The following is a 24,052-nucleotide window of genomic DNA, read 5'->3' on the forward strand; positions in this document are numbered from 1 at the left end:
AGCCGGCCGTCGTGCCTGCGGCCTGCACAATGAGGCATTACGCGCACGTCGCCAGGTCCCGTTCGAGAGTTTGAGGAACCATGCCAGCACAGCCGTCCGGTGGGATCGGGTGACGAGGTCCGAGCACATCGAGTCGCAGACCGAGTCCGACGAAGACACTGTTATCGAGGATCGGGTGACGAAACCGAAGTTGACCGAGTCGAATACCGAATCCGCTGACGATGTCTCCACCGGGGGAGTGCGCCGCACCGTGCTGCCCGGTGGCCTTCGTGTGGTCACCGAGCACGTGCCCGGCGTGCGCTCGGCCTCCATCGGGGTGTGGGTAGGCGTCGGTTCGCGCGACGAGGGCCCCACCGTGGCCGGCGCCGCGCACTTCCTCGAACATCTGCTGTTCAAGGCGACGCCCACACGCACCGCCCTCGACATCGCGCAATCCATGGACGCGGTCGGCGGCGAGCTCAACGCGTTCACCGCCAAGGAACAGACCTGCTACTACGCCCACGTCATCGACGAGGACCTGCCGCTCGCGGTGGACCTCGTCTCCGATGTGGTGCTCAACGGTCTGTGCCGCGCGATCGACGTCGACGTGGAGCGCCAGGTGGTCCTGGAAGAGATCGCGATGCGCGACGACGACCCCGAAGACCTGGTCGCCGACTCCTTCCTCACCGCCATGTTCGGCGACCACCCGATCGGGCGCCCGGTGATCGGCAGCGTCGAATCCATCGAGAACATGCAGGCTGCCCAGCTGCGCGGCTTCCATCAGCGCCGCTACCGGCCCGAGCGCATGGTCGTCGCGGTGGCGGGCAACGTGGAGCACGAACGCGTAGTGGAACTGGTGCACCGCGCGTTCGGGCCACACCTGGACACCACCGCCGAGCCCGCGCCGCGCCGCGAAGGGAAGTTCCGCGCGCAGGGCGCACCCGGCCTGATCAGGATCAACCGCGACAGTGAACAGACCCACCTCGCCTTCGGGGTGCGGGCGTTCGGCAGGCACGAAGGCCAACAGCGCTGGCCGCTGTCGATCCTCAACACCATCGTCGGCGGCGGCCTGAGTTCGCGCCTGTTCCAGCGCATCCGGGAAGAACGCGGCCTGGCGTACTCGGTGTACTCGAGCGTCGACACCTTCGCCGACACCGGCGCGTTCTCGGTCTCGCTCGGCTGCCAGCCCGAAAACCTCGGCCAGGTCGCGACATTGGCACGTGGCGTGCTCGACGAGGTCGCCGCCAACGGTGTCACCGATGCCGAATGCGCCAGGGCCAAGGGCTCTTTGCGCGGCGGGCTGGTCTTGGGCCTCGAGGACTCGGCCTCCCGGATGAACCGCATCGGCCGCAGCGAACTCAGCTACGGCAACCATCGCAGCGTCTCGGCGACCCTGGCTCGCATCGACGCCGTCACCACCGACGAGGTCAGCGAGATCGCCCGCACCTTGCTCGCCCGCCCCTACGGTGCGGCGGTGTCGGGCCCGTATCAGCGCACCCGCGATCTGCCCGCCTCGGTCCGAAAGCTCGTCGAGCGCTGAGCAATTCGGCACCGGGGTCATCCGGGTGCGCGCGTGAACGGTGGTGCCGATGATCGGTGGTGAGCGGTGTCGCGCCACCCCGGGTGGAAGCACCCCGGTCGCCTGCGGCCATCTGTCCGAGCCGGGCTCTGGCCGGTACGCCGTCACTGCCGGGCGGCGCGGTGGCGACAGCCGCGGAACGCTGGAAACACGCAGGGCCGGTCGGGCGATCAGCGCAAGGACTGCTCGTCGCGGTGTGTGGCATCCGCATCCACGCGGTTGGCGGCGTCGACGATCGAGGGGAGCAGGCCGGGCAGCGCGTGCTCTACGGCGTCGGTGCGCAGTTCCTGGAAGGTCTGGCCGTCGATGGTGAGCCGTTCGATCAGGCCCGCTTCGCGCAGGATCTTGAAGTGGTGGGTCGCGGTGGATTTGTTGATCGCGTCGTAGAGCGCCGCGCAGCGGACGGGGGCGGCGGCATTGCTCAGGCGACGGACCATCTCCAGGCGGACGGGGTCGTGAAGGGCGCCGAGGACGGTAGGGAGCGCGGCGACGGGTATGGTCGGCGCCGGGGTGAGATCTTTAGCCTGTGTCATGAGTTACCTCACTCGGGGGTTTGATAGTCATCATACTCGGCGTAGCCTGATCATCGTTCGATGGTTATCAAACTCTGCTGATGGGGGCTGCTGTGGCAGCGACAACGATGGCGCCGGTCGAGGCCGGGCAGCGCTGGGCGTACGGGCTCGTCCTGGCCGCGAGCGCGGTGGCGCTCGGGGTTTCCGGGGCGCCCGCTCCGCTCTACGGGATCTATGAGACCGAGTGGCATCTGTCCCCGCTGACCACGACGCTGGTCTTCGCCGTCTATGCCTTCGCGGCGCTCGGCGCGGTGCTGGTCTCCGGCCGGATCTCCGATGTGGTCGGCCGCAAGCCGGTGATGATCGGCGCCTTCGCCACCATGATCCTCGGGCTGGGCGTCTTCCTGCTCGCCGATTCGGTGCCGATGTTGTTGCTGGCCAGGGCATTGCACGGGGCGGCCGTCGGCGCCACCGTCGTCGCGGGCGCGGCGGCGCTGCTGGATCTGCGGCCCGAGCGTGGTGCTCGCTCCGGGCAGCTCAGCGGCGTCGCGTTCAACGTCGGCATCGCGATCGCGGTGCTCGGCACCGCGGTGCTCGCGCAGTACGCGCCGTCGCCGTTGCGCACGCCGTATGTGGTGATCACCGTCATCTGTGTGGCCGCGGGGGCCGGCATTCTCGCCCTTCGTGAACCGCACACCACCCGGGTGAAGGCACGCATCACCATCGCGAAACCGTCCGTCCCGCACGAGATCAGGTCCGACTTCTGGTTCTCCGCGATCGGCGTGATGGCCGCCTGGTCGGTGCTGGGTGTCCTGCTGTCGCTGTATCCGTCGCTGGCCGCGGCCGAAACCGGCGTGCACAATCTGGTGTTCGGTGGTGTCGTCGTCGCGAGCACCGCGCTGGCGGGCGCGTTGGCGCAGTTGCTGGCCACCCGGGTGCCGGCCCGTCGCGCCGCGATGATCGGGGACCTCGGCATGGCGGCCGCACTACTCGCCACTATTCCGGCGCTGGCGACGAAAGAGCCCGCGGTAGTGGTCCTCGCCGGTCTGGTGCTCGGCGGCACCTTCGGTCTCGGTTTCGGTGGGTCGCTGCGGCACCTGTCCGAGGTCGTTCCGCCGCATCGCCGTGGCGAGACCATGTCGGCCTTCTACCTGCTGGCCTATTCGGCGATGGCCTTGCCGACCCTGGCGGCGGGCTGGGCCGCGACGACCTGGGGACTTACGACGGTATTCCCCTGGTTCATCGTGGGCGTCTCGGTGGCGTGTGTCGGCGCCGCGCTGCTGGGTCTGCGCGGGACCCGCGCGGCCGCGAAACTCGGGTAATCGCAAACAGGCCGGTCCCAGCAGGGACCGGCCTGAACGACTACTCGGGCCAACCGCCGTACGGAACGGTGATCAGTTCCAGGAAGTGGCCGTTGGGGTCGAGGAAATAGACACCGCGACCACCATCGTTGTGATTGATCTCGTTGACCCCGTGTTGCTGGGGGTCGGCCCAATGGTCCAGCTTGTAGCGCTGGATCTTGGCGTAGGACGCGTCGAACTCGGCCTCGCTGACCAGGAACGCGTAGTGCTGTGGCTGGATCTCGGAAACGAAGGGCGGGACCTTGGCGAAATCGAAGGCCGCACCGTGATCGAGGGCGATCGGAATGAACGGCCCCCACTCTTTTCCTACGTCCAACCCGAGGATGTCCGCCCAGAACTCGGCGGTCTCCCGATTATCGCGGCATCCGACAATGGTGTGATTGAACTGCACTGACAGGGGATTTCTCCTTGTTCGTGATGGCGCCGACCCTGGGCACGGTACGAGGCGGCCGACAGGAGCACCATCACCGAGATCGAGGTTAGCGACAGATCCCGGAACCTGTAAAGGGCACTCGCGGTAGCGTCGCGAGCATGAAGATTCGTGGAGCCGTTCTGGAACGGATCGCCGACTCGGCGCCGTTCGCCGATTCGCAGCCCATCACGGTGTGTGACCTGGAACTGGCCGAACCGGGTCGGGGCGAATTGCTGGTGCGCATCGAAGCGGCCGGCCTGTGCCATTCGGATCTGTCTGTGGTGGACGGCAATCGGGTGCGCCCGGTGCCCATGCTGCTCGGCCACGAAGCCGCGGGCATCGTCGAATCGGTGGGCGCCGGTGTCACCGATGTGGCCCCTGGACAGCGGGTCGTGATGACGTTCCTGCCGCGCTGCGGCGACTGCGCGGGCTGTGCGAGCAACGGACGCACCCCGTGCGGGCCGGGCAGTGTGGCCAACAACGCGGGCGAACTGCTCGGCGGCGGTCGACGGCTCACCCGCGACGGCGAGGTGGTGCAGCACCATCTCGGCGTCTCCGGCTTCGCCACGCACGCGGTGGTGGACCGGCGCTCGGTCGTCCCGGTCGACGACGACGTGCCGCCCGAGGTGGCGGCGGTGCTCGGCTGCGCGGTGCTCACCGGCGGCGGCGCACTGCTCAACGCCGCGAAACCCGGTGCGGGCGACCGGATCATGGTGGTCGGGCTCGGTGGTGTCGGGATGGCGGCGGTGCTCGTCGCGGTGTCGCTCGGGCTCGGTGAGGTGATCGCCGTCGACACGGTTCCCGAAAAGCTGGCGCTCGCCCGCGAATTCGGTGCGACCGCGGCCTGCACGCCGGGCGAGGTCGCCGAGCAGGGCGTGCAGGCCGACGTGGTGATCGAAGCGGCGGGCAACGTGCGCGCGTTCGAAACCGCCGTCACCGCAACAGCACCCGGTGGCGTCACCGTGACGGTCGGCCTGCCCGCCCCGACCGCCACGGCCACCATCTCGCCACTGGCGCTGGTGGCGCAGGGCCGCACCATCATCGGCAGCTACCTCGGCTCCGCTGTTCCCGACCGTGACATCCCCGAATACGTGCGGCGGTGGCGCGAGGGCAAGCTGCCGCTGGAACGGCTCGTCTCGGCCCGCATCGGACTCGACCAGGTGAACCAGGCGATGGACGATCTCGCGGCGGGCGCGGCGCTACGACAGGTGATCGTCTTCGACTGACGGCTCGGCAGGCCCGATGGTGTGAGGTCGGCGCCGCGGCCCCACGGGCTGCTCGATAGGCTTCGACGAGCAAGCTGAGTCGAGGACGAGGAGATGCGGTGACCATTCGGGTCGGAGTGCTCGGAGCACGCGGCAAGGTCGGGCAGGCGATCTGCGCGGCGGTGGAGGCGGCGCCCGATCTGGAGCTGGTGGCGCAGGTCGACAAGGGTGACGCGCTCGAGACGTTCACCGAGGCGGGCACCCAGGTGGTCGTCGATTTCACCCACCCCGATGTGGTGATGGGCAACCTGAAGTTCCTGATCGAGAACGGCATCCACGCCGTCGTCGGCACCACCGGCTTCGACGAGGCCCGCCTCGCCGAGGTACGCGGGCAGCTGGCGCAGCGGCCCGAGGTGGGCGTGCTGATCGCGCCGAACTTCGCCATCGGCGCCGTGCTGTCGATGCGATTCGCCGAGCAGGCGGCGCGGTTCTTCGACTCCGTCGAGGTCATCGAGTTGCACCACCCGAACAAGGCCGACGCCCCCTCGGGCACCGCCTACCGCACCGCCGCAGTGATCGCCGCGGCCCGCGCCGAGGCCGGGGTCGGGATCAGCCCCGACGCCACCACCACCGAACTCGAGGGTGCCCGCGGCGCCGATGTCGACGGTGTGCGAGTGCATTCGGTGCGTCTGGCCGGGCTCGTGGCCCACCAGGAGGTGCTGTTCGGCACCCAGGGCGAGACCCTGACCATTCGCCACGACTCCATCGACCGGTCCTCGTTCGCCCCGGGCGTGCTGCTCGGGGTGCGCGAGATCGCCGGACGGCCGGGTCTGACCGTCGGGCTCGACCCGTTCCTGGATCTGTGAGCGACTCCGACGCGCAGCGACCCGATCGGCAGGTCCTGAAAACCGTTGCGGTCGTGGTGTTCCTGGTCGTCGCGCTGCTGTTCTACTTCGTCCGGCTCGGCGGGCTCGCCATCGCCTACATCGCCGACGGCGGGTTCGCGGGTATCGCGATCGGCATCGGCATGCTGCTGCTGCCCGTCGTCGGTCTCTGGATCCTGTGGGCGACCTTGAGCGCGGCGTTCGCGCATCAACGGCTGGCCCGGCGTATCCACGAGGAAGGACTGGAGGTCGACACCTCGCAACTGCCGCGCCGACCCTCCGGCCGGATCGAACGCGACGCGGCCGACGCCCTGTTCACACAGATCAAGACCGAATGGGAAGCCGACCCGGACAACTGGCGGTCCTCCTACCGGCTGGCCCGCGCCTACGACTACGCCGGCGACCGGGGCCGCGCCCGCGACACCATGCGCCGCGCGGTGGCACTGGAAAAACTGGAACGCGACCCAGGAGAGTAGCGAGCCCATGGCCCGGTTGCTGATCATCCATCACACCCCGTCGCCGCACACCCAGGCGATGTTCGAAGCGGTCCTCGCCGGGGCGAGCGACCCCGAGATCGAGGGGGTCGAGGTGGTGCGCCGGGCCGCGCTGGCGGTGACCGCCGTCGATGTGCTCGACGCCGACGGCTACCTGCTCGGCACCCCGGCCAATCTCGGCTACATGAGCGGCGCGCTCAAACACGCCTTCGACACCATCTACTACCCCTGCCTCGACTCGACCGGTGGGCGCCCCTACGGCCTCTACCTGCACGGCAACGAAGGCACCGAAGGCGCTGAGAGCAGCGTGGAGCGGATCACCACCGGGCTGGGCTGGCAGCGCGCCGCCGAGGCGGTCGTGGTCTCGGGACCGCCGAGCAAGGCCGATCTGGAGAAATGCTGGGAACTCGGCGCGACCATCGCCGCTGGTCTGATGGAATAGCTGATCGGGACAGCGGGTCCGCCCCGAATTTTGGTGGGCTGACACGCGGGCTCGGGATGCGGTAGAACTCGACCGACGTGTTGCGGGCTGGCCGCGGTGGGTGTTCGAGGATGGGGAGTGGTCGGGTGAGCGAGTTGGCGCAGACGCGCACGGTGCGGCGGGTCGGTCTGGTGGAGGACCACGAGTCCGTGGCGATCGGACTGGCGGCCATGCTCGGCCCCGAACCCGACCTGGAACTGGTGGCGGTGGCGGAGTCCGTCGCCGGGCTGCTCGCCGAGACCACCGATCTCGACCTCGTCGTCCTCGATCTGCGCCTGCCCGACGGCTCGACGCCCGAGGACAATGTCACCGCGCTGCGCGAACGCGACATCGAGGTGCTGGTGTTCACCGGCGCCGACAACGCCTTCCTGGTCCGCTCCGCCGCCAAAGCGGGCGTGCTCGGGGTGCTGCGCAAGTCCGAGAGCGTGGCGACCGTGGTCGAGGCGGTGCGCCGGGCCGCGTCGGGGGAGCAGGTGGTGACCACCGACTGGGCCGCCGCCATCGACGGCGATCCGAAGCTCTCCGACGTCGGGCTCAGCCCGCGTCAGGAGGAAGTGCTGATGCTGTACGCCTCGGGGGAGAAGGCCTCGCGGGTGGCCCGGCTGACCGGTCTGTCGGAACAGACCGTCAACGACTACCTGGGCCGCATCCGGCAGAAGTACGCCGACGCGGGCCGACCCGCGCCCACCAAGACCGATCTGTACAAACGGGCCGTCGAGGACGGATGGCTGCCCGTGCCGGAAAGGCAGCAGCGCACGTGACCGATCTCGCGGTCGCGACGGCGCCCGCACCGGTCGGCGACGTCGACTTCTCGCGCGCGGCGACCGAACAGATCCTGCGCAGGCTCGGGCTGGTGATCGGGACCGGCGCCACGATCGTGATGGTGCTGGAACTGCCCGCGGTGCTGGTGCAGCCGATCAATCAGTCGGTGTGGCCGGAACTGCATCTGGTGTCGGCGTATCTGATGTTCGGTGTGCTGGCGATCGTGTCGGCGCGCGGCACCGCCGCGGCGATCCGGCGCACCGCCGCCGCGGCCGCCGTGTGTTACCTCGCGGCCACCGTGGCGACGCCGCTGGTGTATCCGGTGGTGCACGTCGGTTCGTTCGCCTCGTGGCCTTATCGAGGGCTCGCTGTCGGCGTGCTGGCCGCGGGTCTGGCGTGGCCGCGACGTGGTGCGGCCGCGTTCGCAGCCCTGCTCGCGGTGACGACCAGTGTGTCGAATGCCCTTGTGGTGCCCGACAGTTCGATGGGGGCGTTGTTCGGCGACATCACCAGGGCGCTCGGCGTAGCCGCGCTGTTCCTGTGGTGCGTGGTGTACGCGCGTGCCGCCGCCGAACGGGTCGACCGGGAAGCGGTCCGGCAGCGCAGCCGGGCGGCGGCGGTCGCGGCGACCTCGGCCAGGGAACGCGAGGGCGCGCGTTTCGCGGCGCTCATCCACGACGCGGTGCTGTCGACGCTGCTGGAGGCCTCTCGGGCGCAGCAGTCCTCGCCGGTGCTGCGCAACCAGGCCGCGCGCACCCTCGAACAGCTCGAGCTGTCGCGGACCGCGCCCGAGATCGACCACCTCGACGCCGCCGCGGCGATCGAATTCCTGCGCGAGGCGGTGCGCGAGGTGGAATCCGAGGTCCCGGTGCAGGTGTCCTCGCGGCGCGCGGCCGATCTGTGCCTGCCGATCGAGGCCGCCCAGGTGCTCGGGGCCGCGCTCTCGGAGGCGGTGCGCAACAGCGTGCGTCATGCCGACGTCCCCGGTCGGACGGTGCGGCGCGGTGTGTCGGTCACCATCGCGACCGGCGGCATCCGGGTGGTGCTGTCCGATGACGGCGCCGGGTTCGACCCGGCGCGGGTGTCGGCCGATCGGATGGGGATCGCCGGCAGCATCCTGGGCCGGATGCGCGCGCTCGCCGGTGGCGCGGCGTTCGTGGAATCGGCGCCGGGCGCGGGAACCGTGGTGACACTGGTGTGGGGTAGCTGATGGTCGATCGGGATCTGCCGTTCGCGATGCGCGATCTGTTCGGCCTCAGCGACGGCACGGCGTGGCTGTTCGTGGTGATCTTCGAAGCCACCATCGTGATGTACCTCCGGGTGAATTTCGATATCGCCCCGCCGGCGGCCGCGGCCGCCGCGCTGGTGCTGATGGCCGTGGCCGCGCTGGTGGTGCTGGTGTTCCCGGTGGACCCGCTGCCGTGGCCCGCCACGATCTACGTGGCCTGTGCCGGACCTGCGGCGATGGCGCTCACCGTGCCGTGGCTCGAGAGCTCGTCGGGGTTCGCCCACCAGCTGTGGACCGCCTATCCGACGTCGTATCTGCTGGCGATGCTGGTGCTGCGCGGGCGGATCGTGTCGGCCTGGCTCGGCGTGGCGGCCGCCGCGACGGTGCTGGTGACGATGGGGGTGTTCACCAGTTGGCACCCCGAAACCGTGGTGCGCGCGCTGACGCCGGTCGCCACCGTCGGCGCGGTGACGGTGTTCATGTCGATCGTGCGGCCCACCCAGCGTTCGCTGCGGGAACTGCGCAGCGAGGCCAATCGACGCGCGGCGACCGAGGCCGCGCTGGCCGCGGCCACTGCCGAGCGTGATCGTCAGCTGGGAGCACTCGACCGGGTGGCCGGGCCACTGCTCGCCCGCATCGCCGCCGGGATCGAGCTCACCGACACCGAACGCGAACAGTGCAGGCTGCTCGAAGCCGAACTGCGCGACGGTCTCCGGGCGCCGCAGCTGGTCACCGAGCGGCTCAGCGCCGCCGCTCGGGGGGCGCGATCGCGCGGCGTCGAGGTCACCCTGCTCGACGACGGCGGCTTTCTCGGGGTCCCGGAATGGGTGCGCCACCACGTGATCGAGGCCGCGGTCGACGAACTCGACATGGCGGGAGCGGGCTCGGTGACCGTGCGCGTGCTGCCGGTCGGCAGACGCTGGGTGGCGACCGTGCTGGCCGCCGCGCCGGGCGGGGATCGGCGGACCGAGATCGACACCGCGGGTGAGGTCCGGGTCTCCACCTGAGCGCCGAAAACCTGTCGGACCCCTGTGTCAGGCTGAGCGAATGCAGCGGATGAATGCGGCGCAGGCCCGTCGAACGGCGCTGGCCGCGCAGGGCTTCGGCAAGCGGAGGCCCACCAACCCGAAGCGTCGGGCCGTGCTCGATGTGGTCGCCAGAACCCGTCTGCTGCAAATAGATTCGGTCTCGGCTGTGGTCCGCGCGCACTACGCGCCGGTGTTCAGCCGGATCGGCCCCTACGATCGCGGCCTGCTCGACGGCGCCGCCTGGAGCGACAGCGCGAAGGCGCGACGGGGGCTGGTGGAGTACTGGGCGCACGAGGCGGCGCTGATCCCGGTCGCCGACTGGCCGCTGATGCGCTGGCGGATGCGCGAGTACCGGCACGGGCGCTGGTCGGGGATGCGCACGATCGTCGAACGAAATCCCACGCTGGGCAAGGACATTCTCGATGTCGTGACCGAGGTGGGCGCGGCGAGCGCCGGGGAGATCGAACGTCATCTGGAACTGGACAAGCCCCGGCCGAAGGGGACCTGGTGGAACCTGAGCGACACGAAGATGATCTGCGAGCAGCTCTTCGCCGCCGGTGAGCTGTCCACCGCCCGCCGGGTCGGGTTCACCCGGCATTACGACCTCACCGAACGGGTCGTCCCGGCCGATGTACGCGACCGGGAGATCGCCGAGGACGACGCCGTGCGCGAGCTGATCCGCCGGTCCAGCCGGGCCCTCGGGATCGGCACCGAGGCCGACCTGCGCGACTACTACCGCCTGGCCCGGCGCCAGAGCGCCCCGGCGATCGCCGACCTGGTCGACGCGGGCGAACTACTCCCTGTCGACGTCGACGGCTGGGACGCACCCGCCTACCTGCACCCGGAGGCCGCCACCCCGCGTCGGATCACCGGGACCGCGCTGTTGTGCCCGTTCGATCCGCTGATCTTCTTCCGCCCACGTACCCAGCGGATCTTCGACTTCCACTACCGCATCGAGATCTACACCCCCGAACCCAAACGGGTGCACGGCTATTACGTCTTCCCGCTGCTCGTCGACGGCAAGCTCGTCGGCCGGGTGGATCTGCGCGCCGAACGCGCCACCGGCCGACTGCTCGCCCCCGGCGCGTTCGCCGAACCCGGCTACGCGACCGCCGAGACCGCCCAGGCTTTGCGCGGGGCACTGCGGGAAATGGCCGACTGGCTCGAACTCGACGAAGTCGTTATCGGCGAACGCGGCGACCTGGCCCCGCTGCTGTGAACTCGGACGCGGTCTACCAGCCCTTGCCGCCGTAACCGCGCATCTGATCCTTCAACGCGCCACTGACGGCGCCGGAGAGCCAGGAGTTGAGCGACTGCCCGTTCTGCTGGGCCGCTTCCTCCGCGCGGGACTTGAGCTGTTCGACCAGTCGCAGGGTCACCCGGCTGATGTCGCCGGTCATTTCCTCGAAAGTCTGGGGTTCCTCCGCGCCCGGCGGCGTGTTCTTGCGCACGTCGGCCTTCGCCTGCGTGCCTTCCAGGCGGACGTGCACGGTGCGGTCACCGAGTTCGGTACTGATCTCGGCGGCCAGTTCCGACAGCGCCGACAGCAGCACCAGGCGGCTCGAACTCTCCACCGCAGCGGCGAGGGCGGCGGCGGTGGCCTGCGTTTTCTCGTCGCCGAGCGCGGCGGCGGCGATCAGTTCCTCGCGCAACCGCGCGGTATGAGCATTCAGATCCATGACATCATTGTGACGTCACATATGACATCACGCAAGGTGAAAAACACCCACCGGCAGCCGCTTCGGGCGCTAGGGTGTCGAGGCGCATCCGGCGACCGGGTAGCCTTTCTGACCATGACGAACGGTGAATCGACGCCAACGGAGCTGCGCGCGTCCGGCACGGTAGGTGTCGCGATGGTGACCCCCTTCAGCGCTGCGGGCAAGCTCGACGTCGATGCCGGTGTCGCACTGGCGGCACACCTGGTCGACCGTGGGGTCGACCTGCTGATCATCTCGGGTACCACCGGCGAATCGCCGACCACGACCGAAACCGAGAAGCATGATCTGCTGCGGGCGGTCGTCGACGGCGTCGGCGACCGGGCCACCGTGGTCGCGGGCGCGGGTACCTACGACACCGCGCACTCGATCGAACTGGCGCGTGCCGCGGAGAACGCGGGCGCACACGGTCTGCTCGTGGTGACCCCGTATTACTCGCGGCCCACACAGGAGGGCCTGATCGCGCATTTCACCGCGGTCGCCGACGCCACCGCGCTGCCGATCACGCTCTACGACATTCCACCGAGGTCGGTGGTGCCTATCGCCATCGACACGATCCGGCGCCTTGCCGAGCATCCCAACATCGTCGCGGTGAAGGATGCCAAGGGCGATCTCGTCTCCGGAGCCGATCTCATCGCGACCACCGATCTGGATTTCTACTCCGGTGACGACGGACTGAATCTCCCCTGGCTCTCGGTCGGTGCGGTCGGGTTCATCAGCGTCATCGGACACCTCGTGCCGGAGCGACTGCGCGAGATCCACCACGCCTACACCATCGGTGACGTGGCCAGGGCGCGAGAGATCAACGCGACACTACTGCCGCTGTACGCGGCCATGACCCGCCTGGGAGGTGTGGCGATGTGTAAGGGAGGACTCCGATTGCTCGGCATCGACGTAGGTGAGCCCCGGTTGCCCCAGCTGATGCCGACGCAGGCACAGCTCGAGGAGCTGGCGCTGGACCTGCAGGCCGCGGGGGTGTCGGCATGACCGAACCCGTAGCCCGTAAGCCCCGCCGCCGTTCGGCATCGCGTGCCGCCGGTGCGCCGGAGCCGACGCCGGTGGAGACCGCGCAGGCCGCGGTGAAGAAGGTGGTCGCGCCCGAGGAAGCCCCCGCGGCGAAGGAACCGGCGATCGCCGAACCGATCGCCGAGGTCACCGCGGAAGCGAACCTGGCCGGTAGCGCCGAAGTGGGCACCGACCTGCTCAGCGTCGCCGAAGAACAAGTGACCGCGAAGAAGACCGCGCCGCGGCGCGCGAGGACCAAGCCGGCTACCGAAGTCAAGGGCAAGCAGGCCGAGGCCAAGAGCAAGCCCGCCGCCGAGCAGTCCCGCGGTGGTGGCCGTGGCAGGCAGGGCGGGGGACGCGGTCGAGGTTCCGCGCCGGTCGCCGAGCCGCGCGAGAAGGCGGCCCACGACAAGCTGGGCCCGCCGCCGAAGCTGGTGAAGAACGGCTTGCGCCTGTTCGCCCTGGGCGGCATCGGCGAAATCGGCCGCAACATGACCGTGTTCGAATACGGCGGCAAGCTGCTGATCGTCGACTGCGGTGTGCTGTTCCCCGAGGACCAGCAGCCCGGTGTCGACCTGATCCTGCCGGACTTCGGGCCCATCGAAAACCGGATGGCCGACGTCGAGGCCATCGTGCTCACCCACGGCCACGAGGACCACATCGGTGCCGTGCCGTTCCTGCTGCGCCTGCGCCAGGACATCCCGGTGATCGGCGCCAAGTTCACCCTCGCGCTGGTCGCGGCCAAGGCGCGCGAGCACCGGTTGCAGCCCAAGCTGCGCGAGGTCGCCGAGGGCGAGACCACGGTGCACGGCCCGTTCGAGCTCGAGTACTTCGCGGTCAACCACTCGATTCCCGACGCGCTGGCCGTGGCCATCCGCACCGGTGCCGGCGTGGTCCTGCACACCGGCGACATCAAGCTAGACCAGCTGCCCCTCGATGGCCGCCTCACCGACCTGGCCGGTTTCTCCCGCCTCGGCGACGAAGGTGTCGACCTGTTCCTGGTCGACTCCACCAACGCCGAGGTTCCCGGTTTCGTCACCCCCGAGCGCGAGATCGGTGGCGTGCTCGACAACGTCATCGGCAAGGCCACCAACCGCGTCATCGTGGCGTCGTTCGCCAGCCACGTGCACCGCATCCAGCAGGTCGTCGACGTCGCGCAGAAGTACAACCGCAAGGTCTGCTTCGTCGGCCGCTCGATGGTCCGCAACATGGAGATCGCGCAGGACCTCGGCTACCTCACCGTGCCCGACAACGTGGTGGTCACCCTCGATCAGGCCGCGAACCTGCCCGGCAACCGCCTGGTGCTGATCTCCACCGGCTCCCAGGGCGAGCCGCTCTCGGCGCTGTCACGGATGGCGCGCGGCGAGCACCGCCAGATCAACATCCGCGCCGACGACCTGGTGGTGCTGGCGTCCTCGCTGATCCCCGGCAACGAGAACTCGGTGTTCGCCGTGGTCAACGGCCTGGCCAGGCTCGGCGCGACCGTGATCACCCAGCAGAACGCGAAGGTGCACGTCTCCGGGCATGCTTCCGCCGGTGAGCTGCTGTACCTGTACAACGCGGTGCGCCCGACCAACGCCATGCCCGTGCACGGCGAATGGCGGCACCTGCGCGCCAACGCCGCACTGGCGGTGGCGACCGGTGTGCCCGAGGAGCGGGTCATGCTGGCCGAGGACGGCGTGGTGGTCGACCTGGTCGACGGCATCGCCTCCATCGTCGGCCGTGTGCCGGTCGGACACGTCTATGTCGACGGCCTCTCGGTCGGCGACGTCGGCGAGTCGACCCTGTCGGACCGCCTGGTCCTGGGCGAGGGTGGGTTCATCTCGATCACCATCGTCATCGACTCGACCACCGGCAAGGCGGTGAGCACGCCCGAGCTCAACGGGCGCGGCTTCTCCGACGACCGGACCGCGCTCGACGGCGCGAACGAGCTGGTCGAGGCGGAGCTGCTGCGCCTGGCCGGTGAGGGCATCACCGACACCCACCGCATCGCCCAGGGCGTGCGCCGGGTGGTCGGCCGCTGGGTCGCCGACGTCTACCGTCGCCGCCCGATGATCGTGCCGACGGTCGTCGCCGTCTGATCGCCTGATCGAGAGATCAACAGATCAACAGATCAACTGAAAACCGCTGGGCGACTATGTCGCCCAGCGGTTTTCTTGATATTCGGACCCGATATTCGGATGCGATATTCGGACTGTGACTCAGGCCTGGCAGGCAGCGGAGTCGAGTTGCGCCGACTTCACGATGTTGCACGCGAACACGTGCGACACCTTCCAGGAATCGTCCTCGGCGACGAAGTCGACGAAGGCGTCCTTGACCGGGGCGCCGTCGATGGTGACATCGGCGTTCGCCTTGAGCTTGCCGTCGGCGGGGTCACCGACGGTGGTGATGGCGACCTTGACGTTGTTCTGTTTCGCCGCCTCGACGAACTTGTCGACCAGCATCGGATCCTGGTCGGCGTCCTCGATGTAGGTCTTCTTCTCCTCGCCGGTGAGCTGGCCCGCGAGGGCCTTGTTCAACCGGGCGTTCAGCTCGGCGGCGGTCGGCTTGGGCAGGTTGGGCACCGTGGTGGCCGCGGGCTCACCGCCCTCTTCCTTGCCCGACTTGGCGTCGCCCGTTTCGAAGGCGCCGCCCTTGCTGGTGGTGGTTCCCGCGCTCGTGCTGGTCGAGTCGGTGCCGGAACTGCACGCGCTGAGGCCGAGCGCCGCGACGATCGCGACGAGAACGGCAGCGGATTTCACTGGACGGTTGTTCACTACAACTCCCATGATCATGGTCGAAACGGTCGGGCTAGAGCTGGTAGCCGCTGGTGCAGTTCCAGTGCTTGATGTAGGCGTTGCCCGGATTGTTGTTCAGCGCTTCGCGTTTCGCGCCGCCGATCGTCGACGCGGAGCCGTAGCTCCACCACCCGCGCGAGATCGCGATGGCTCCACACCCGTTGCGGTAGGACACCTTCACGTCGCACCCGCCACCACCGCCGCCACGCAGGCAGGCCGACATGGCACCGGCCTCGGCATCGGCGTAGCTGCCGTAGTCCGTGGCGTATCCGTAAACCCCCGGTTTGACCGACACCGCGATGGCGCCGTAGTTGCCCGACTGCGCCTGGGCCGGTGCGATGTGCCCCGCGAACACTGCGGCTGCGGTGGCACCCAGCACGGCCGCGCTGGTGAGCATTCTCTTCACTTGTAGCGTCCCCTTCATCTGCACGGGTCGACGACCCGATAGAGCGCAGTCAACGTACCGAGGGTTACGGCGCCCGCGCTAGACGCGCGAGCCCGCTCACGCCCGAATCAGTGGCGATCGACAAGGATTCCGTAAGTTCGGGCCCGCGAAACGCGGTTCCCGGCGAGATTTCCCCGCGCTGACCGGGGCGCTGCGACCTGCGCATCCACCCTGGATCACCGTGGCGAGCACGGTGGGACCAGTGTTGCGGATGGTCTCGGAGGTGTTCGAGCGGCTAGCCTGATGGTCATGGCAGGTAAGTCCCGCAGCACCACGACCTCTCGTGCGCGGGCGGGATCGACCAGGGGGCAGACGCCGGCGGCGCGGTCTCGTTCGGCGACTCCGCGAGCGACGGCGGCTCCGCGTGGGCGCACCACGCCCGTACGCAGGCCGGTCAAACGCGCCTCCAACACCGCACCGCTGGCGGTGATCAGCCGCGGGATCGGGAGCGGTTGGACCATGCTGGCGCGCGGCGTCGGCGCCACCACCCGCACGTTGAGCCGGGCAGGCGACCTGGACCACGGGCACCGGCGCGACGGCATCGGCCTGGCGCTCATCGCGTTGAGCGCGATCATCGCCGCCGCGATGTGGCTGTCGGCGGGCGGACCGGTCGGCCGTTTCCTCGAGGACATCGTCCGGGCGATCGCCGGTTCCGCGGCCGCGCTTGCGCCGATTCTGCTGGTCGCGCTGGCGGTGGTGCTGATGCGCACCGAACCACATCCGGAGATCCGGCCACGGCTGGTCCTCGGTGGGCTACTCGTCGTGCTTCCCGCCCTGGGGGTCTGGCACCTGGCAGCTGGTTCCCCCACCGGCGCGGACGGCCGCGCCACCGCGGCCGGCGCGCTCGGCTATGCGATCGGCGGACCGCTCGGCCAGGGGCTCACACCATGGCTCGCGCTGCCGATCCTGTTGCTGGCCATGATGTTCGGCGTCTTGCTGCTCACCGGTACCACGGTGCGCGAGGTGCCTGCCAAGCTGAGCGAATACTTCGGCCTCGGCGAATACGCCGACGACGGCGACCCCTACGACCCGGCCAACTACGACGCCGACGGATTCCCGGTGCACCGCAACCGAACCCGTCGCCGTGGCCGCAACCCCGACGACAACTACCCGCCCGACGAGTTCGGCGGCTCCGACGCGGTCACCGAATCACTGGGCGAACCGCCGCTGCGCGATGCCAAGCCGATCGAGGAACCGCCCGCGCCCGCACCGAAACCGGCGCGCAAGCGGCCGGTGGTCAAGCCGGTCGACCAGACCCCGCCGCCGCCACCGGAACCGGAGTTCGTCACCGATCGGGTCGTCGACGGCGACTACACGCTGCCCCCGCTGACACTGCTGCTCGACGGCGACCCGCCCAAGAAGCGTTCCGCGGCCAACGAATCGATGATCGAGGCGATCACCGAAGTCCTGGTGCAGTTCAAGATCGACGCCGCCGTCACCGGGTTCGTGCGCGGCCCGACCGTCACTCGCTACGAGGTGGAGCTCGGTCCCGGCGTCAAGGTCGAGAAGATCACCGCGCTGGCCCGCAACCTCGCCTACGCCGTCGCCACCGAGAACGTGCGCCTGCTCGCGCCCATCCCCGGTAAGTCGGCCGTGGGCATCGAAGTGCCCAATGCCGACCGCGAATTGGTGCGCCTGGCCGACGTCCTGAAGTCGCCGCACACCCGCAACGACCACCATCCGCTGGTGATCGGTCTCGGCAAGAACATCGAGGGCGAGTTCGTCTCGGCGAACCTGGCCAAGATGCCGCACCTGCTGGTGGCCGGTTCTACCGGTTCGGGTAAGTCGAGTTTCGTGAACTCGATGCTGATCTCGCTGCTGCACCGGGCCACCCCCGAGGAGGTCAGGATGATCCTGATCGACCCGAAGATGGTGGAGCTCACGCCGTACGAGGGCATTCCACACCTGATCACGCCCATCATCACCCAGCCGAAGAAGGCCGCCGCCGCGCTGGCCTGGCTGGTCGAGGAGATGGAGCAGCGCTACCAGGACATGCAGGCCAACAAGGTCCGCCACATCGACGACTTCAACAAGAACGTGCGCTCGGGCAAGATCACCGCGCCGCTGGGCAGCGAACGCGTCTACCGGCCCTACCCGTACATCCTGGCCATCGTCGACGAGCTGGCCGACCTGATGATGACCGCACCGCGCGATGTCGAGGACGCGATCGTGCGGATCACCCAGAAGGCGCGTGCCGCCGGTATCCACCTGGTGCTGGCCACCCAGCGGCCCTCGGTGGACGTGGTGACCGGTCTGATCAAGACCAATGTGCCCTCGCGGCTGGCGTTCGCCACCTCCTCGCTCACCGACTCGCGCGTCATCCTGGACCAGCCGGGCGCGGAGAAATTGATCGGCATGGGCGACGGTCTGTTCCTGCCGATGGGTCAGGGCAAGCCGACCCGGTTGCAGGGCGCGTTCATCTCCGACGAGGAGATCCAGGCCGTCGTCGAGTTCAGCAAGACCCAGGCCGAACCCGAATATCAGGAGGGTGTCACCGCGGCCAAGGCCGGCGAGGTCAAGGACGTCGACCCCGATATCGGCGACGACATGGACGTGCTGCTGCAAGCGGTGGAGCTGGTGGTCACCTCACAGTTCGGTTCGACCTCGATGCTGCAGCGCAAGCTGCGCGTCGGCTTCGCCAAGGCGGGCCGGTTGATGGACCTGATGGAGACGCGCGGCGTGGTCGGGCCCAGTGAGGGTTCCAAGGCGCGTGACGTGCTCATCAAGCCCGACGAATTGGACGGGTTGCTGTGGTCGATCCGTGGCGGCGATCCCGGTGCGTCCGAGGACGAGTGACGCCGTTCCCGGTTTGCTCTGACCGTGCCGGAAGCAGGCGGCGACGAACGAGGAGGGACCTGGCACGGCTCATGGTCGGGACTGGCCCGGGGTCGGGCGAAAATCGCCTGTCAGGCGATGAAGCGGGCGCGCGCGAGGCGGGTACCCGACTTCACGGCACCGGGGCTGGGCCGGTGCATCGCGGTGGGGCGCTGGTTCTGCGCGGTGGATTCGTACACGGCTCGCTCCTCTCGGGGCTGTGGTCGGGGTATGCGGTGACGGTAGCAGCGCTCGCGAACCGGGCGAAAGCGCTTTTCCGTGTGCGCGGCGGGTGCGTCGGCCGCCGATGTGTGTGAAATCATGACGGGCAATCGTTCCGCAAAGCCGACTGAAACGGACAATTCGGGCATGATGGGCGACATGAACTTCATCGATCGGACCACCACATGCAGGTGACCACGCTCGAGTGGGTGATCACCGGACTGGTGATCCTCGGCCTGTTCGTCTTCGACTTCTTCGCCCACGTGCGCACCCCGCACGAGCCCACCTTCAAGGAATCGGGCATCTGGTCGGCTGTCTACATCAGCTTGGCGCTGCTGTTCGGCCTGTTCGTCGCCTGGAAATGGGGCGGCACGTTCTCGGGGGAGTACTACGCGGGCTTCGTCACCGAGAAAGCGCTCTCGGTCGACAACCTGTTCATCTTCCTCATCATCATGAGCACCTTCGCCGTGCCGCGGATCTACCAGCAGAAGGTGCTGCTGATCGGCATCGTGCTGGCGCTGGCGATGCGCGGTGTGTTCATCGCGGTCGGCGCGGCCGCGATCAGCGCGTACAGCTGGGTGTTCTACCTGTTCGGCGCGTTCCTGATCTACACCGCGATCAACCTGCTGCGCGAGAGCGGACACGAGGTCGAACACGAGAAGAAGCGCGACAGCTACATCGTCTCGCTGGCCAAACGGGTCCTGCCCACCACCGACGAGTACGACGGCGACAAGCTCGTCACCCGGATCAACGGCAAACGCGTGGTGACGCCGCTGCTGCTCGCGCTGCTGGCGATCGGCTTCGCCGACCTGCTGTTCGCGCTGGACTCGATTCCGGCGATCTACGGTCTCACCGAGGAGCCGTATCTGGTGTTCACCGCCAACGCCTTCGCGTTGATGGGCCTGCGCCAGCTGTACTTCCTCATCGGCGGTCTGCTCGACCGCCTGGTGTACCTGTCCTACGGCCTGGCCGCGATCCTGGCGTTCATCGGCGTGAAGCTGGTGCTGCACGCGCTGCACGAGAACACGCTGTCGTTCATCAACGGCGGTGAGCACGTGAGCGTCCCGGAGATCTCCACGGCGTTCTCGCTGAGCGTGATCATCGGCATTCTGGTCATCGCGACGGTGGCGAGCCTGCTGCGCACCCGTAACACCAACAAAGCCTGACACCACCGCGGACGACGCTGCCCGGAACCCCGAGGGTTCCGGGCAGCTCTGTCTCCGGGCTGCGCTACTCGGCGAAGGCGCCCATCACCGGCAACCACTCGACCACGCGGACGGCGTCGATCAGGTCCAGCTTCGCGAACGGGTCGTTGCCCAGCAGTTCGGTCAGCGAGGGTGCGTCCTCGGCGCGGAACAGCAGCAGCGCGCCCGAACCGTCGGGGTAGGGCCCGCTACTGAGCACCGTGCCCGCGTCGACGAGCGCGTTCAGCCAGCCGCGATGCTCGGGTCGGTTGGTCGCGCGGTCGGCCGCCGTCGCATCGGAGTAGGTGTAGTGGACAGCGAAGATCGGCACAGTCGATCACTTTCTCGCGAGGGATTCTCTACAGGGTCAGCAGCATGCGGGTATTACCGAGGGTGTTCGGCTTGACGAAGCTGAGGTCGAGGAATTCGGCGACACCGGTGTCGTAGGAGCGGCACATCTCCGCGTACACCTCGGCGGTGACGGGCGTGCCGTCGATCTCGACGAACCCGTGCCTGCCGAAGAAGTCCACCTCGAAAGTGAGCACGAACACACGCTGCAACTGCAGTTCGCGGGCGACGGTGACCAGGTGCTCGACCACCGCCCCGCCGACGCCGCGGCCCTTGACGACGGGATCCACTGCGACAGTGCGTACTTCGCCCAGATCGGCCCACAGCACGTGCAACGCACCGCAGCCGACGACGCGCCCGTCGAGCTCGGCGACCCAGAACTCCTGCACTGATTCGTACAGTGTGACCAGGTTCTTCTCGAGCAGGATGCGCCCGGCGTACTCGTCGACCAGACGCTTGATCTCGGGGACATCGGAGGTTCGCGCTCGTCGGACGACCACGCCGGAAACAGGCGCCACAGTGGGCGCGGCAGTATGCGCGTCGCTGGTCGAACCGCTCAAGGGTCCCCGTGAGGTCATGGGTGCACAGTAGTCGGCCGGGTTACCGATAGTCTGAACATGTGCCGCACATCCTGTCGTTCCGCTCCTCGCATCGCGCCGGGCTCGACGACCGGATCGCGCGGCACCGATCGTGCGAGCAAACAGCTCGCGAAACCGTTGGATTTCGGCGCAGTGCCGGTGAGTGCCGAGAGGGCAGCGCATGAACGGTCAGCGTCTGGAGGCGGTAGCTCGCGTGGCCACGCGAGGCGCCCGGTCATGCCACGAGGACAGGGCATGAGCGTGCGACCCGAAGAGATCGATCGTGGGTCGAGTGCGGTGACGCCGATGCACGGGGTGGCGGAGACGCAGGTTCCGCTGCTCAATATCGCCAACGTGCTGACCATCGCGCGCATCGTGCTGGTGCCGCTGTTCGTGCTGGCGCTGTTCGCCGAGGGCGGGCACGACACCCGCTGGCGGGTCATCGCCGCGGCGGTCTTCGGCCTGGCCGCGATCACCGATCGCTTCGACGGGCAACTGGCCCGCAAATACGGTTTGGTCACCGATTTCGGCAAGCTCGCCGACCCCATCGCGGACAAGGCGCTGATCGGAGCCGCGCTGATCGGGCTCTCGGTACTCGGGGACTTGCCGTGGTGGATCACCCTGGTCATCTGCGGCCGTGAAATCGGCATCACGCTGCTGCGGCTGGTTGTGGTGCGGCGCGGGGTGATCCCGGCCGGACGCGGAGGCAAGCTCAAAACGCTGGTGCAGTCGGTGGCGATCGCGCTGCTGGTGCTGCCGCTGTCGGGGGTCTTCGCCACCGCGGGCATGTGGCTGATGTATCTGGCCGTGGCGCTGACGGTGGTCACCGGTCTGGACTATGTGGGGCAGGCGGCCAGGGTGTGGCTGGCGGGTGGACGGTCGCGCTCGTGAGCGATCCGCTCATCGACGGTGCGCCGGTCGCCGAACTGGTCGAAGCCCTGAACGCGGCGGGTCAGACCGTCGCCACGGCCGAATCGCTCACCGCGGGCCTGCTCGCGGCCACGGTGGCCGGAGTTCCCGGTGCGAGCGCGGTGCTGCGGGGCGGCTTGATCGTCTACGCCACCGACCTCAAGAACAGCCTGGCCCGCGTCGACGACGAGCTGCTCCGTACCGACGGACCGGTCGCCGCCTCGACCGCCGAACAGCTCGCTGTGGGGGCGCGGGAGCAGTGTGGCGCGGACTGGGGTCTGGGATTGACCGGGGTCGCCGGACCCGATTCCCAGGACGGGCATCCCGTCGGCACGGTATACCTCGGGTTGGCCGGTCCACATCACAGCGAAGTGGTCCGGTTGAAACTGCACGGTGACCGGTGGACGATCAGACTCGGTGCGGTGCACAGTGCGGTGCGGGAGTTGCTGCGCTGTGTCAGTGTGAAGTAGCCCGGTTCGGGAACCACCGGTCCATGCTCGACGTTGTGCCAGAAAGAGGTGAGCACCGCTACGGCGGTGACACGAGGTGGAGGAGAACGAGATGACGCTGCTGCGGGAGGCAATCGGGGACAGTCTGCGGCGTGCGCGTCTCGCCCAGCATCGAACGCTGCGCGAGGTGTCGACCTCGGCGCGCGTGAGCCTCGGCTATCTGTCGGAAGTGGAGCGCGGCCGCAAGGAAGCCTCCAGTGAACTGCTCGCCAGCATCTGCGAGGCACTCGACGTGCCGCTCTCGCGCGTGCTCTGGGACGTGAGCACCCTGATGGCGGGCGCCGACGGCTCCGCGCCGCGCGAACCCGCGCTGACCGGCCCCGCCGCCGAGCGCGAGCCCGCCGAAGCCGAGCCCGCCACCCTGCCCGAACCCGCCGCGGGCGAGGCTTCCGCCTCCGCGAGCGCGGCGGCCGAGCAGGGCGCGCGCATCGGCATCGCCGAAGACACCCGCATCGTCATCCCGGCCCCGAGGGCCGAGATGCTGGTACTGGTGAAGGGAATGTGACGCGGCGAACCCTGCGCCCGGCGCGCGAGACGCTGCACACCGCTGGTGAGAACGGATAGATTCTCATCAGGCGTCGATCGGTCCGGCCACTGCCGGTCCGGGTGCCGCATGGTGAAGGATAAGCACGTATCTGGTGCGTGACGGTCGCGTACCACCAGTCGCACGAGCGACGCACAGATGGAGGCGGGATCAATCGATGGCTAATCCGTTCGTGAAGGCCTGGAAGTACATGATGGCCCTCTTCGACTCCAAGATCGAAGAGCATGCGGATCCGAAGGTCCAGATTCAGCAGGCTATCGAGGAGGCGCAGCGTCAGCATCAGGCGCTGTCGCAGCAGGCGGCGTCGGTGATCGGTAACCAGCGTCAGCTGGAGATGAAGCTGAACCGCCAGCTCGACGAGGTCGAGAAGCTCAACGCCAACGCCCGTCAGGCCGTCACCCTGGCCGATCAGGCACAGGCGGCGGGCGACACCGAGAAGGCGATCCAGTACACCAACGCCGCCGAGGCGTTCGCCGCCCAGCTGGTCACCGCCGAGCAGTCGGTGGAAGACCTCAAGGTGCTGCACGATCAGTCCCTGCAGGCCGCCGCACAGGCCAAGAAGGCGGTCGAGCAGAACGCGATGATGTTGCAGCAGAAGGTCGCCGAGCGCACCAAGCTGCTCAGCCAGCTCGAGCAGGCCAAGATGCAGGAGCAGGTCTCGGCCTCGCTGCAGCAGATGGACTCCACCCTGTCCGCGCCGGGCTCCACGCCCAGCCTGGACGCCGTGCGCGACAAGATCGAGCGCCGCTACGCCAACGCGCTCGGCTCGGCCGAGCTGGCGCAGAACACGGTGCAGGGTCGCATGATGGAGGTGCAGCAGGCCAGCGTCCAGATGGCCGGGCACAGCAAGCTCGAGCAGATCCGCGCCTCCATGCGCGGTGACGCGCTGCCCACCAGCAACAACAACGCGGCGATCAACCCGGCGCAGCCCAAGGCCGCACCGGCACCGAACATCGACAAGGGCCAAGCGCTGTAATATTCGGAGCGCTGGCGCGCTCGAGTTCGCGGCCCCTTGTGTCCCGTCGATCAGGCACCGTTGGATGTGTCTCTTGGCGCGTACGCAAACGCCCCGCAGGG

The 24,052-nt window shown here is 68.6% G+C and carries 25 protein-coding genes; 18 read left to right on the forward strand and 7 right to left on the reverse strand.

Going from position 1 to position 24,052, the window contains the following annotated elements; genetic code table 11:
* Positions 1-190: 190 nt before the first annotated feature.
* Positions 191-1,519 (forward strand): M16 family metallopeptidase, encoded by a 1,329-nt coding sequence (locus ACFQ9R_RS20065; protein WP_378992406.1) that lies wholly within the window; start codon positions 191-193, stop codon positions 1,517-1,519.
* Positions 1,520-1,728: 209 nt separating this feature from the next.
* Here the strand turns inward: ACFQ9R_RS20065 and ACFQ9R_RS20070 are convergent, their stop codons facing one another.
* Positions 1,729-2,091 carry an ArsR/SmtB family transcription factor gene (locus ACFQ9R_RS20070; RefSeq protein ID WP_378992362.1) on the reverse strand — a complete coding sequence of 121 codons (363 nt, stop codon included), beginning with the start codon at positions 2,089-2,091 and terminating at the stop codon, positions 1,729-1,731.
* Positions 2,092-2,198: 107 nt separating this feature from the next.
* Here ACFQ9R_RS20070 and ACFQ9R_RS20075 point away from each other — a divergent pair, with 107 nt between their 5' ends.
* Positions 2,199-3,392 (forward strand): MFS transporter, encoded by a 1,194-nt coding sequence (locus ACFQ9R_RS20075; RefSeq protein ID WP_378992407.1) that lies wholly within the window; start codon positions 2,199-2,201, stop codon positions 3,390-3,392.
* A gap of 40 nt (positions 3,393-3,432) precedes the next feature.
* Here ACFQ9R_RS20075 and ACFQ9R_RS20080 read toward each other — a convergent pair whose 3' ends face one another.
* The gene (locus tag ACFQ9R_RS20080; protein ID WP_378992409.1) at positions 3,433-3,828 is read right to left on the reverse strand and encodes a VOC family protein; all 396 of its coding nucleotides are present in this window, start codon (positions 3,826-3,828) and stop codon (positions 3,433-3,435) included.
* A 134-nt stretch (positions 3,829-3,962) separates the two neighbouring features.
* Here ACFQ9R_RS20080 and ACFQ9R_RS20085 point away from each other — a divergent pair, with 134 nt between their 5' ends.
* The 8 genes from ACFQ9R_RS20085 (at position 3,963) to ACFQ9R_RS20120 (ending at position 11,144) form a co-directional block, all read left to right on the forward strand.
* Entirely contained in the window at positions 3,963-5,069 is a 1,107-nt protein-coding gene (locus ACFQ9R_RS20085; RefSeq protein WP_378992364.1) for an alcohol dehydrogenase catalytic domain-containing protein, read from the forward strand.
* A gap of 98 nt (positions 5,070-5,167) precedes the next feature.
* Positions 5,168-5,914 carry a 4-hydroxy-tetrahydrodipicolinate reductase gene (dapB, locus tag ACFQ9R_RS20090; RefSeq protein WP_378761874.1) on the forward strand — a complete coding sequence of 249 codons (747 nt, stop codon included), beginning with the start codon at positions 5,168-5,170 and terminating at the stop codon, positions 5,912-5,914.
* Complete coding sequence (locus ACFQ9R_RS20095) at positions 5,911-6,408, forward strand: hypothetical protein (RefSeq protein WP_378992365.1); 498 nt, start codon at positions 5,911-5,913, stop codon at positions 6,406-6,408. Before dapB ends, ACFQ9R_RS20095 begins: the two co-directional genes overlap by 4 nt.
* 7 nt (positions 6,409-6,415) lie before the next feature.
* Positions 6,416-6,868: a flavodoxin family protein gene (locus ACFQ9R_RS20100; protein ID WP_378655351.1), complete on the forward strand. Its 453-nt coding sequence runs from the start codon at positions 6,416-6,418 to the stop codon at positions 6,866-6,868.
* A gap of 110 nt (positions 6,869-6,978) precedes the next feature.
* Entirely contained in the window at positions 6,979-7,668 is a 690-nt protein-coding gene (locus ACFQ9R_RS20105) for a response regulator (RefSeq protein ID WP_378626553.1), read from the forward strand.
* Positions 7,665-8,879 carry a sensor histidine kinase gene (locus ACFQ9R_RS20110; protein WP_378992366.1) on the forward strand — a complete coding sequence of 405 codons (1,215 nt, stop codon included), beginning with the start codon at positions 7,665-7,667 and terminating at the stop codon, positions 8,877-8,879. The genes ACFQ9R_RS20105 and ACFQ9R_RS20110 overlap by 4 nt, the downstream gene beginning before the upstream one ends.
* Entirely contained in the window at positions 8,879-9,904 is a 1,026-nt protein-coding gene (locus ACFQ9R_RS20115) for a hypothetical protein (protein WP_378992368.1), read from the forward strand. The genes ACFQ9R_RS20110 and ACFQ9R_RS20115 overlap by 1 nt, the downstream gene beginning before the upstream one ends.
* A gap of 40 nt (positions 9,905-9,944) precedes the next feature.
* Entirely contained in the window at positions 9,945-11,144 is a 1,200-nt protein-coding gene (locus ACFQ9R_RS20120; protein ID WP_378992370.1) for a winged helix-turn-helix domain-containing protein, read from the forward strand.
* Between the two features lie 13 nt (positions 11,145-11,157).
* On the opposite strand, the gene ACFQ9R_RS20125 is transcribed toward ACFQ9R_RS20120, so the two are convergent.
* Complete coding sequence (locus ACFQ9R_RS20125; RefSeq protein ID WP_378992372.1) at positions 11,158-11,604, reverse strand: hypothetical protein; 447 nt, start codon at positions 11,602-11,604, stop codon at positions 11,158-11,160.
* Positions 11,605-11,718: 114 nt separating this feature from the next.
* Here ACFQ9R_RS20125 and dapA point away from each other — a divergent pair, with 114 nt between their 5' ends.
* Together dapA and ACFQ9R_RS20135 are read left to right on the forward strand one after the other, a co-directional pair.
* Positions 11,719-12,627, forward strand: a complete 909-nt coding sequence (gene dapA / locus ACFQ9R_RS20130; RefSeq protein ID WP_378992374.1) for a 4-hydroxy-tetrahydrodipicolinate synthase — start codon at positions 11,719-11,721, stop codon at positions 12,625-12,627.
* On the forward strand, positions 12,624-14,726 hold the full coding sequence (locus ACFQ9R_RS20135; protein ID WP_378992375.1) for an RNase J family beta-CASP ribonuclease: 2,103 nt from the start codon (positions 12,624-12,626) through the stop codon (positions 14,724-14,726). The genes dapA and ACFQ9R_RS20135 overlap by 4 nt, the downstream gene beginning before the upstream one ends.
* Before the next feature lie 120 nt (positions 14,727-14,846).
* Here the strand turns inward: ACFQ9R_RS20135 and ACFQ9R_RS20140 are convergent, their stop codons facing one another.
* Together ACFQ9R_RS20140 and ACFQ9R_RS20145 are read right to left on the reverse strand one after the other, a co-directional pair.
* Positions 14,847-15,401 (reverse strand): hypothetical protein, encoded by a 555-nt coding sequence (locus ACFQ9R_RS20140; RefSeq protein ID WP_378992376.1) that lies wholly within the window; start codon positions 15,399-15,401, stop codon positions 14,847-14,849.
* A gap of 34 nt (positions 15,402-15,435) precedes the next feature.
* Entirely contained in the window at positions 15,436-15,819 is a 384-nt protein-coding gene (locus tag ACFQ9R_RS20145; protein ID WP_378628262.1) for a DUF4189 domain-containing protein, read from the reverse strand.
* A 297-nt stretch (positions 15,820-16,116) separates the two neighbouring features.
* Between ACFQ9R_RS20145 and ACFQ9R_RS20150 the strand changes: the two genes are divergently transcribed.
* Positions 16,117-18,663, forward strand: a complete 2,547-nt coding sequence (locus tag ACFQ9R_RS20150) for a DNA translocase FtsK (protein WP_378992377.1) — start codon at positions 16,117-16,119, stop codon at positions 18,661-18,663.
* Between the two features lie 425 nt (positions 18,664-19,088).
* Positions 19,089-20,069 (forward strand): TerC family protein, encoded by a 981-nt coding sequence (locus ACFQ9R_RS20155; RefSeq protein ID WP_378992379.1) that lies wholly within the window; start codon positions 19,089-19,091, stop codon positions 20,067-20,069.
* 64 nt (positions 20,070-20,133) lie between these two features.
* Here ACFQ9R_RS20155 and ACFQ9R_RS20160 read toward each other — a convergent pair whose 3' ends face one another.
* Together ACFQ9R_RS20160 and ACFQ9R_RS20165 are read right to left on the reverse strand one after the other, a co-directional pair.
* A complete protein-coding gene (locus tag ACFQ9R_RS20160; protein ID WP_378992382.1) occupies positions 20,134-20,418 on the reverse strand; it encodes a YciI family protein in 285 nt (94 codons plus the stop codon).
* A 28-nt stretch (positions 20,419-20,446) separates the two neighbouring features.
* Positions 20,447-21,013, reverse strand: a complete 567-nt coding sequence (locus tag ACFQ9R_RS20165; protein WP_378992384.1) for an amino-acid N-acetyltransferase — start codon at positions 21,011-21,013, stop codon at positions 20,447-20,449.
* A gap of 255 nt (positions 21,014-21,268) precedes the next feature.
* Here ACFQ9R_RS20165 and pgsA point away from each other — a divergent pair, with 255 nt between their 5' ends.
* From pgsA to pspA, 4 genes are all read left to right on the forward strand, one after another.
* Entirely contained in the window at positions 21,269-21,904 is a 636-nt protein-coding gene (pgsA, locus tag ACFQ9R_RS20170; protein WP_378992386.1) for a CDP-diacylglycerol--glycerol-3-phosphate 3-phosphatidyltransferase, read from the forward strand.
* A complete protein-coding gene (locus ACFQ9R_RS20175) occupies positions 21,901-22,392 on the forward strand; it encodes a CinA family protein (protein ID WP_378992388.1) in 492 nt (163 codons plus the stop codon). The genes pgsA and ACFQ9R_RS20175 overlap by 4 nt, the downstream gene beginning before the upstream one ends.
* A gap of 91 nt (positions 22,393-22,483) precedes the next feature.
* Positions 22,484-22,936 (forward strand): helix-turn-helix domain-containing protein, encoded by a 453-nt coding sequence (locus ACFQ9R_RS20180; RefSeq protein WP_378626573.1) that lies wholly within the window; start codon positions 22,484-22,486, stop codon positions 22,934-22,936.
* Positions 22,937-23,132: 196 nt separating this feature from the next.
* Positions 23,133-23,951 (forward strand): phage shock protein PspA, encoded by an 819-nt coding sequence (pspA, locus tag ACFQ9R_RS20185; protein ID WP_378992389.1) that lies wholly within the window; start codon positions 23,133-23,135, stop codon positions 23,949-23,951.
* The last annotated feature ends 101 nt before the right edge of the window (positions 23,952-24,052 follow it).

Source organism: Nocardia sp. NPDC056541 (assembly GCF_042794235.1).
Lineage (GTDB): Bacteria > Actinomycetota > Actinomycetes > Mycobacteriales > Mycobacteriaceae > Nocardia.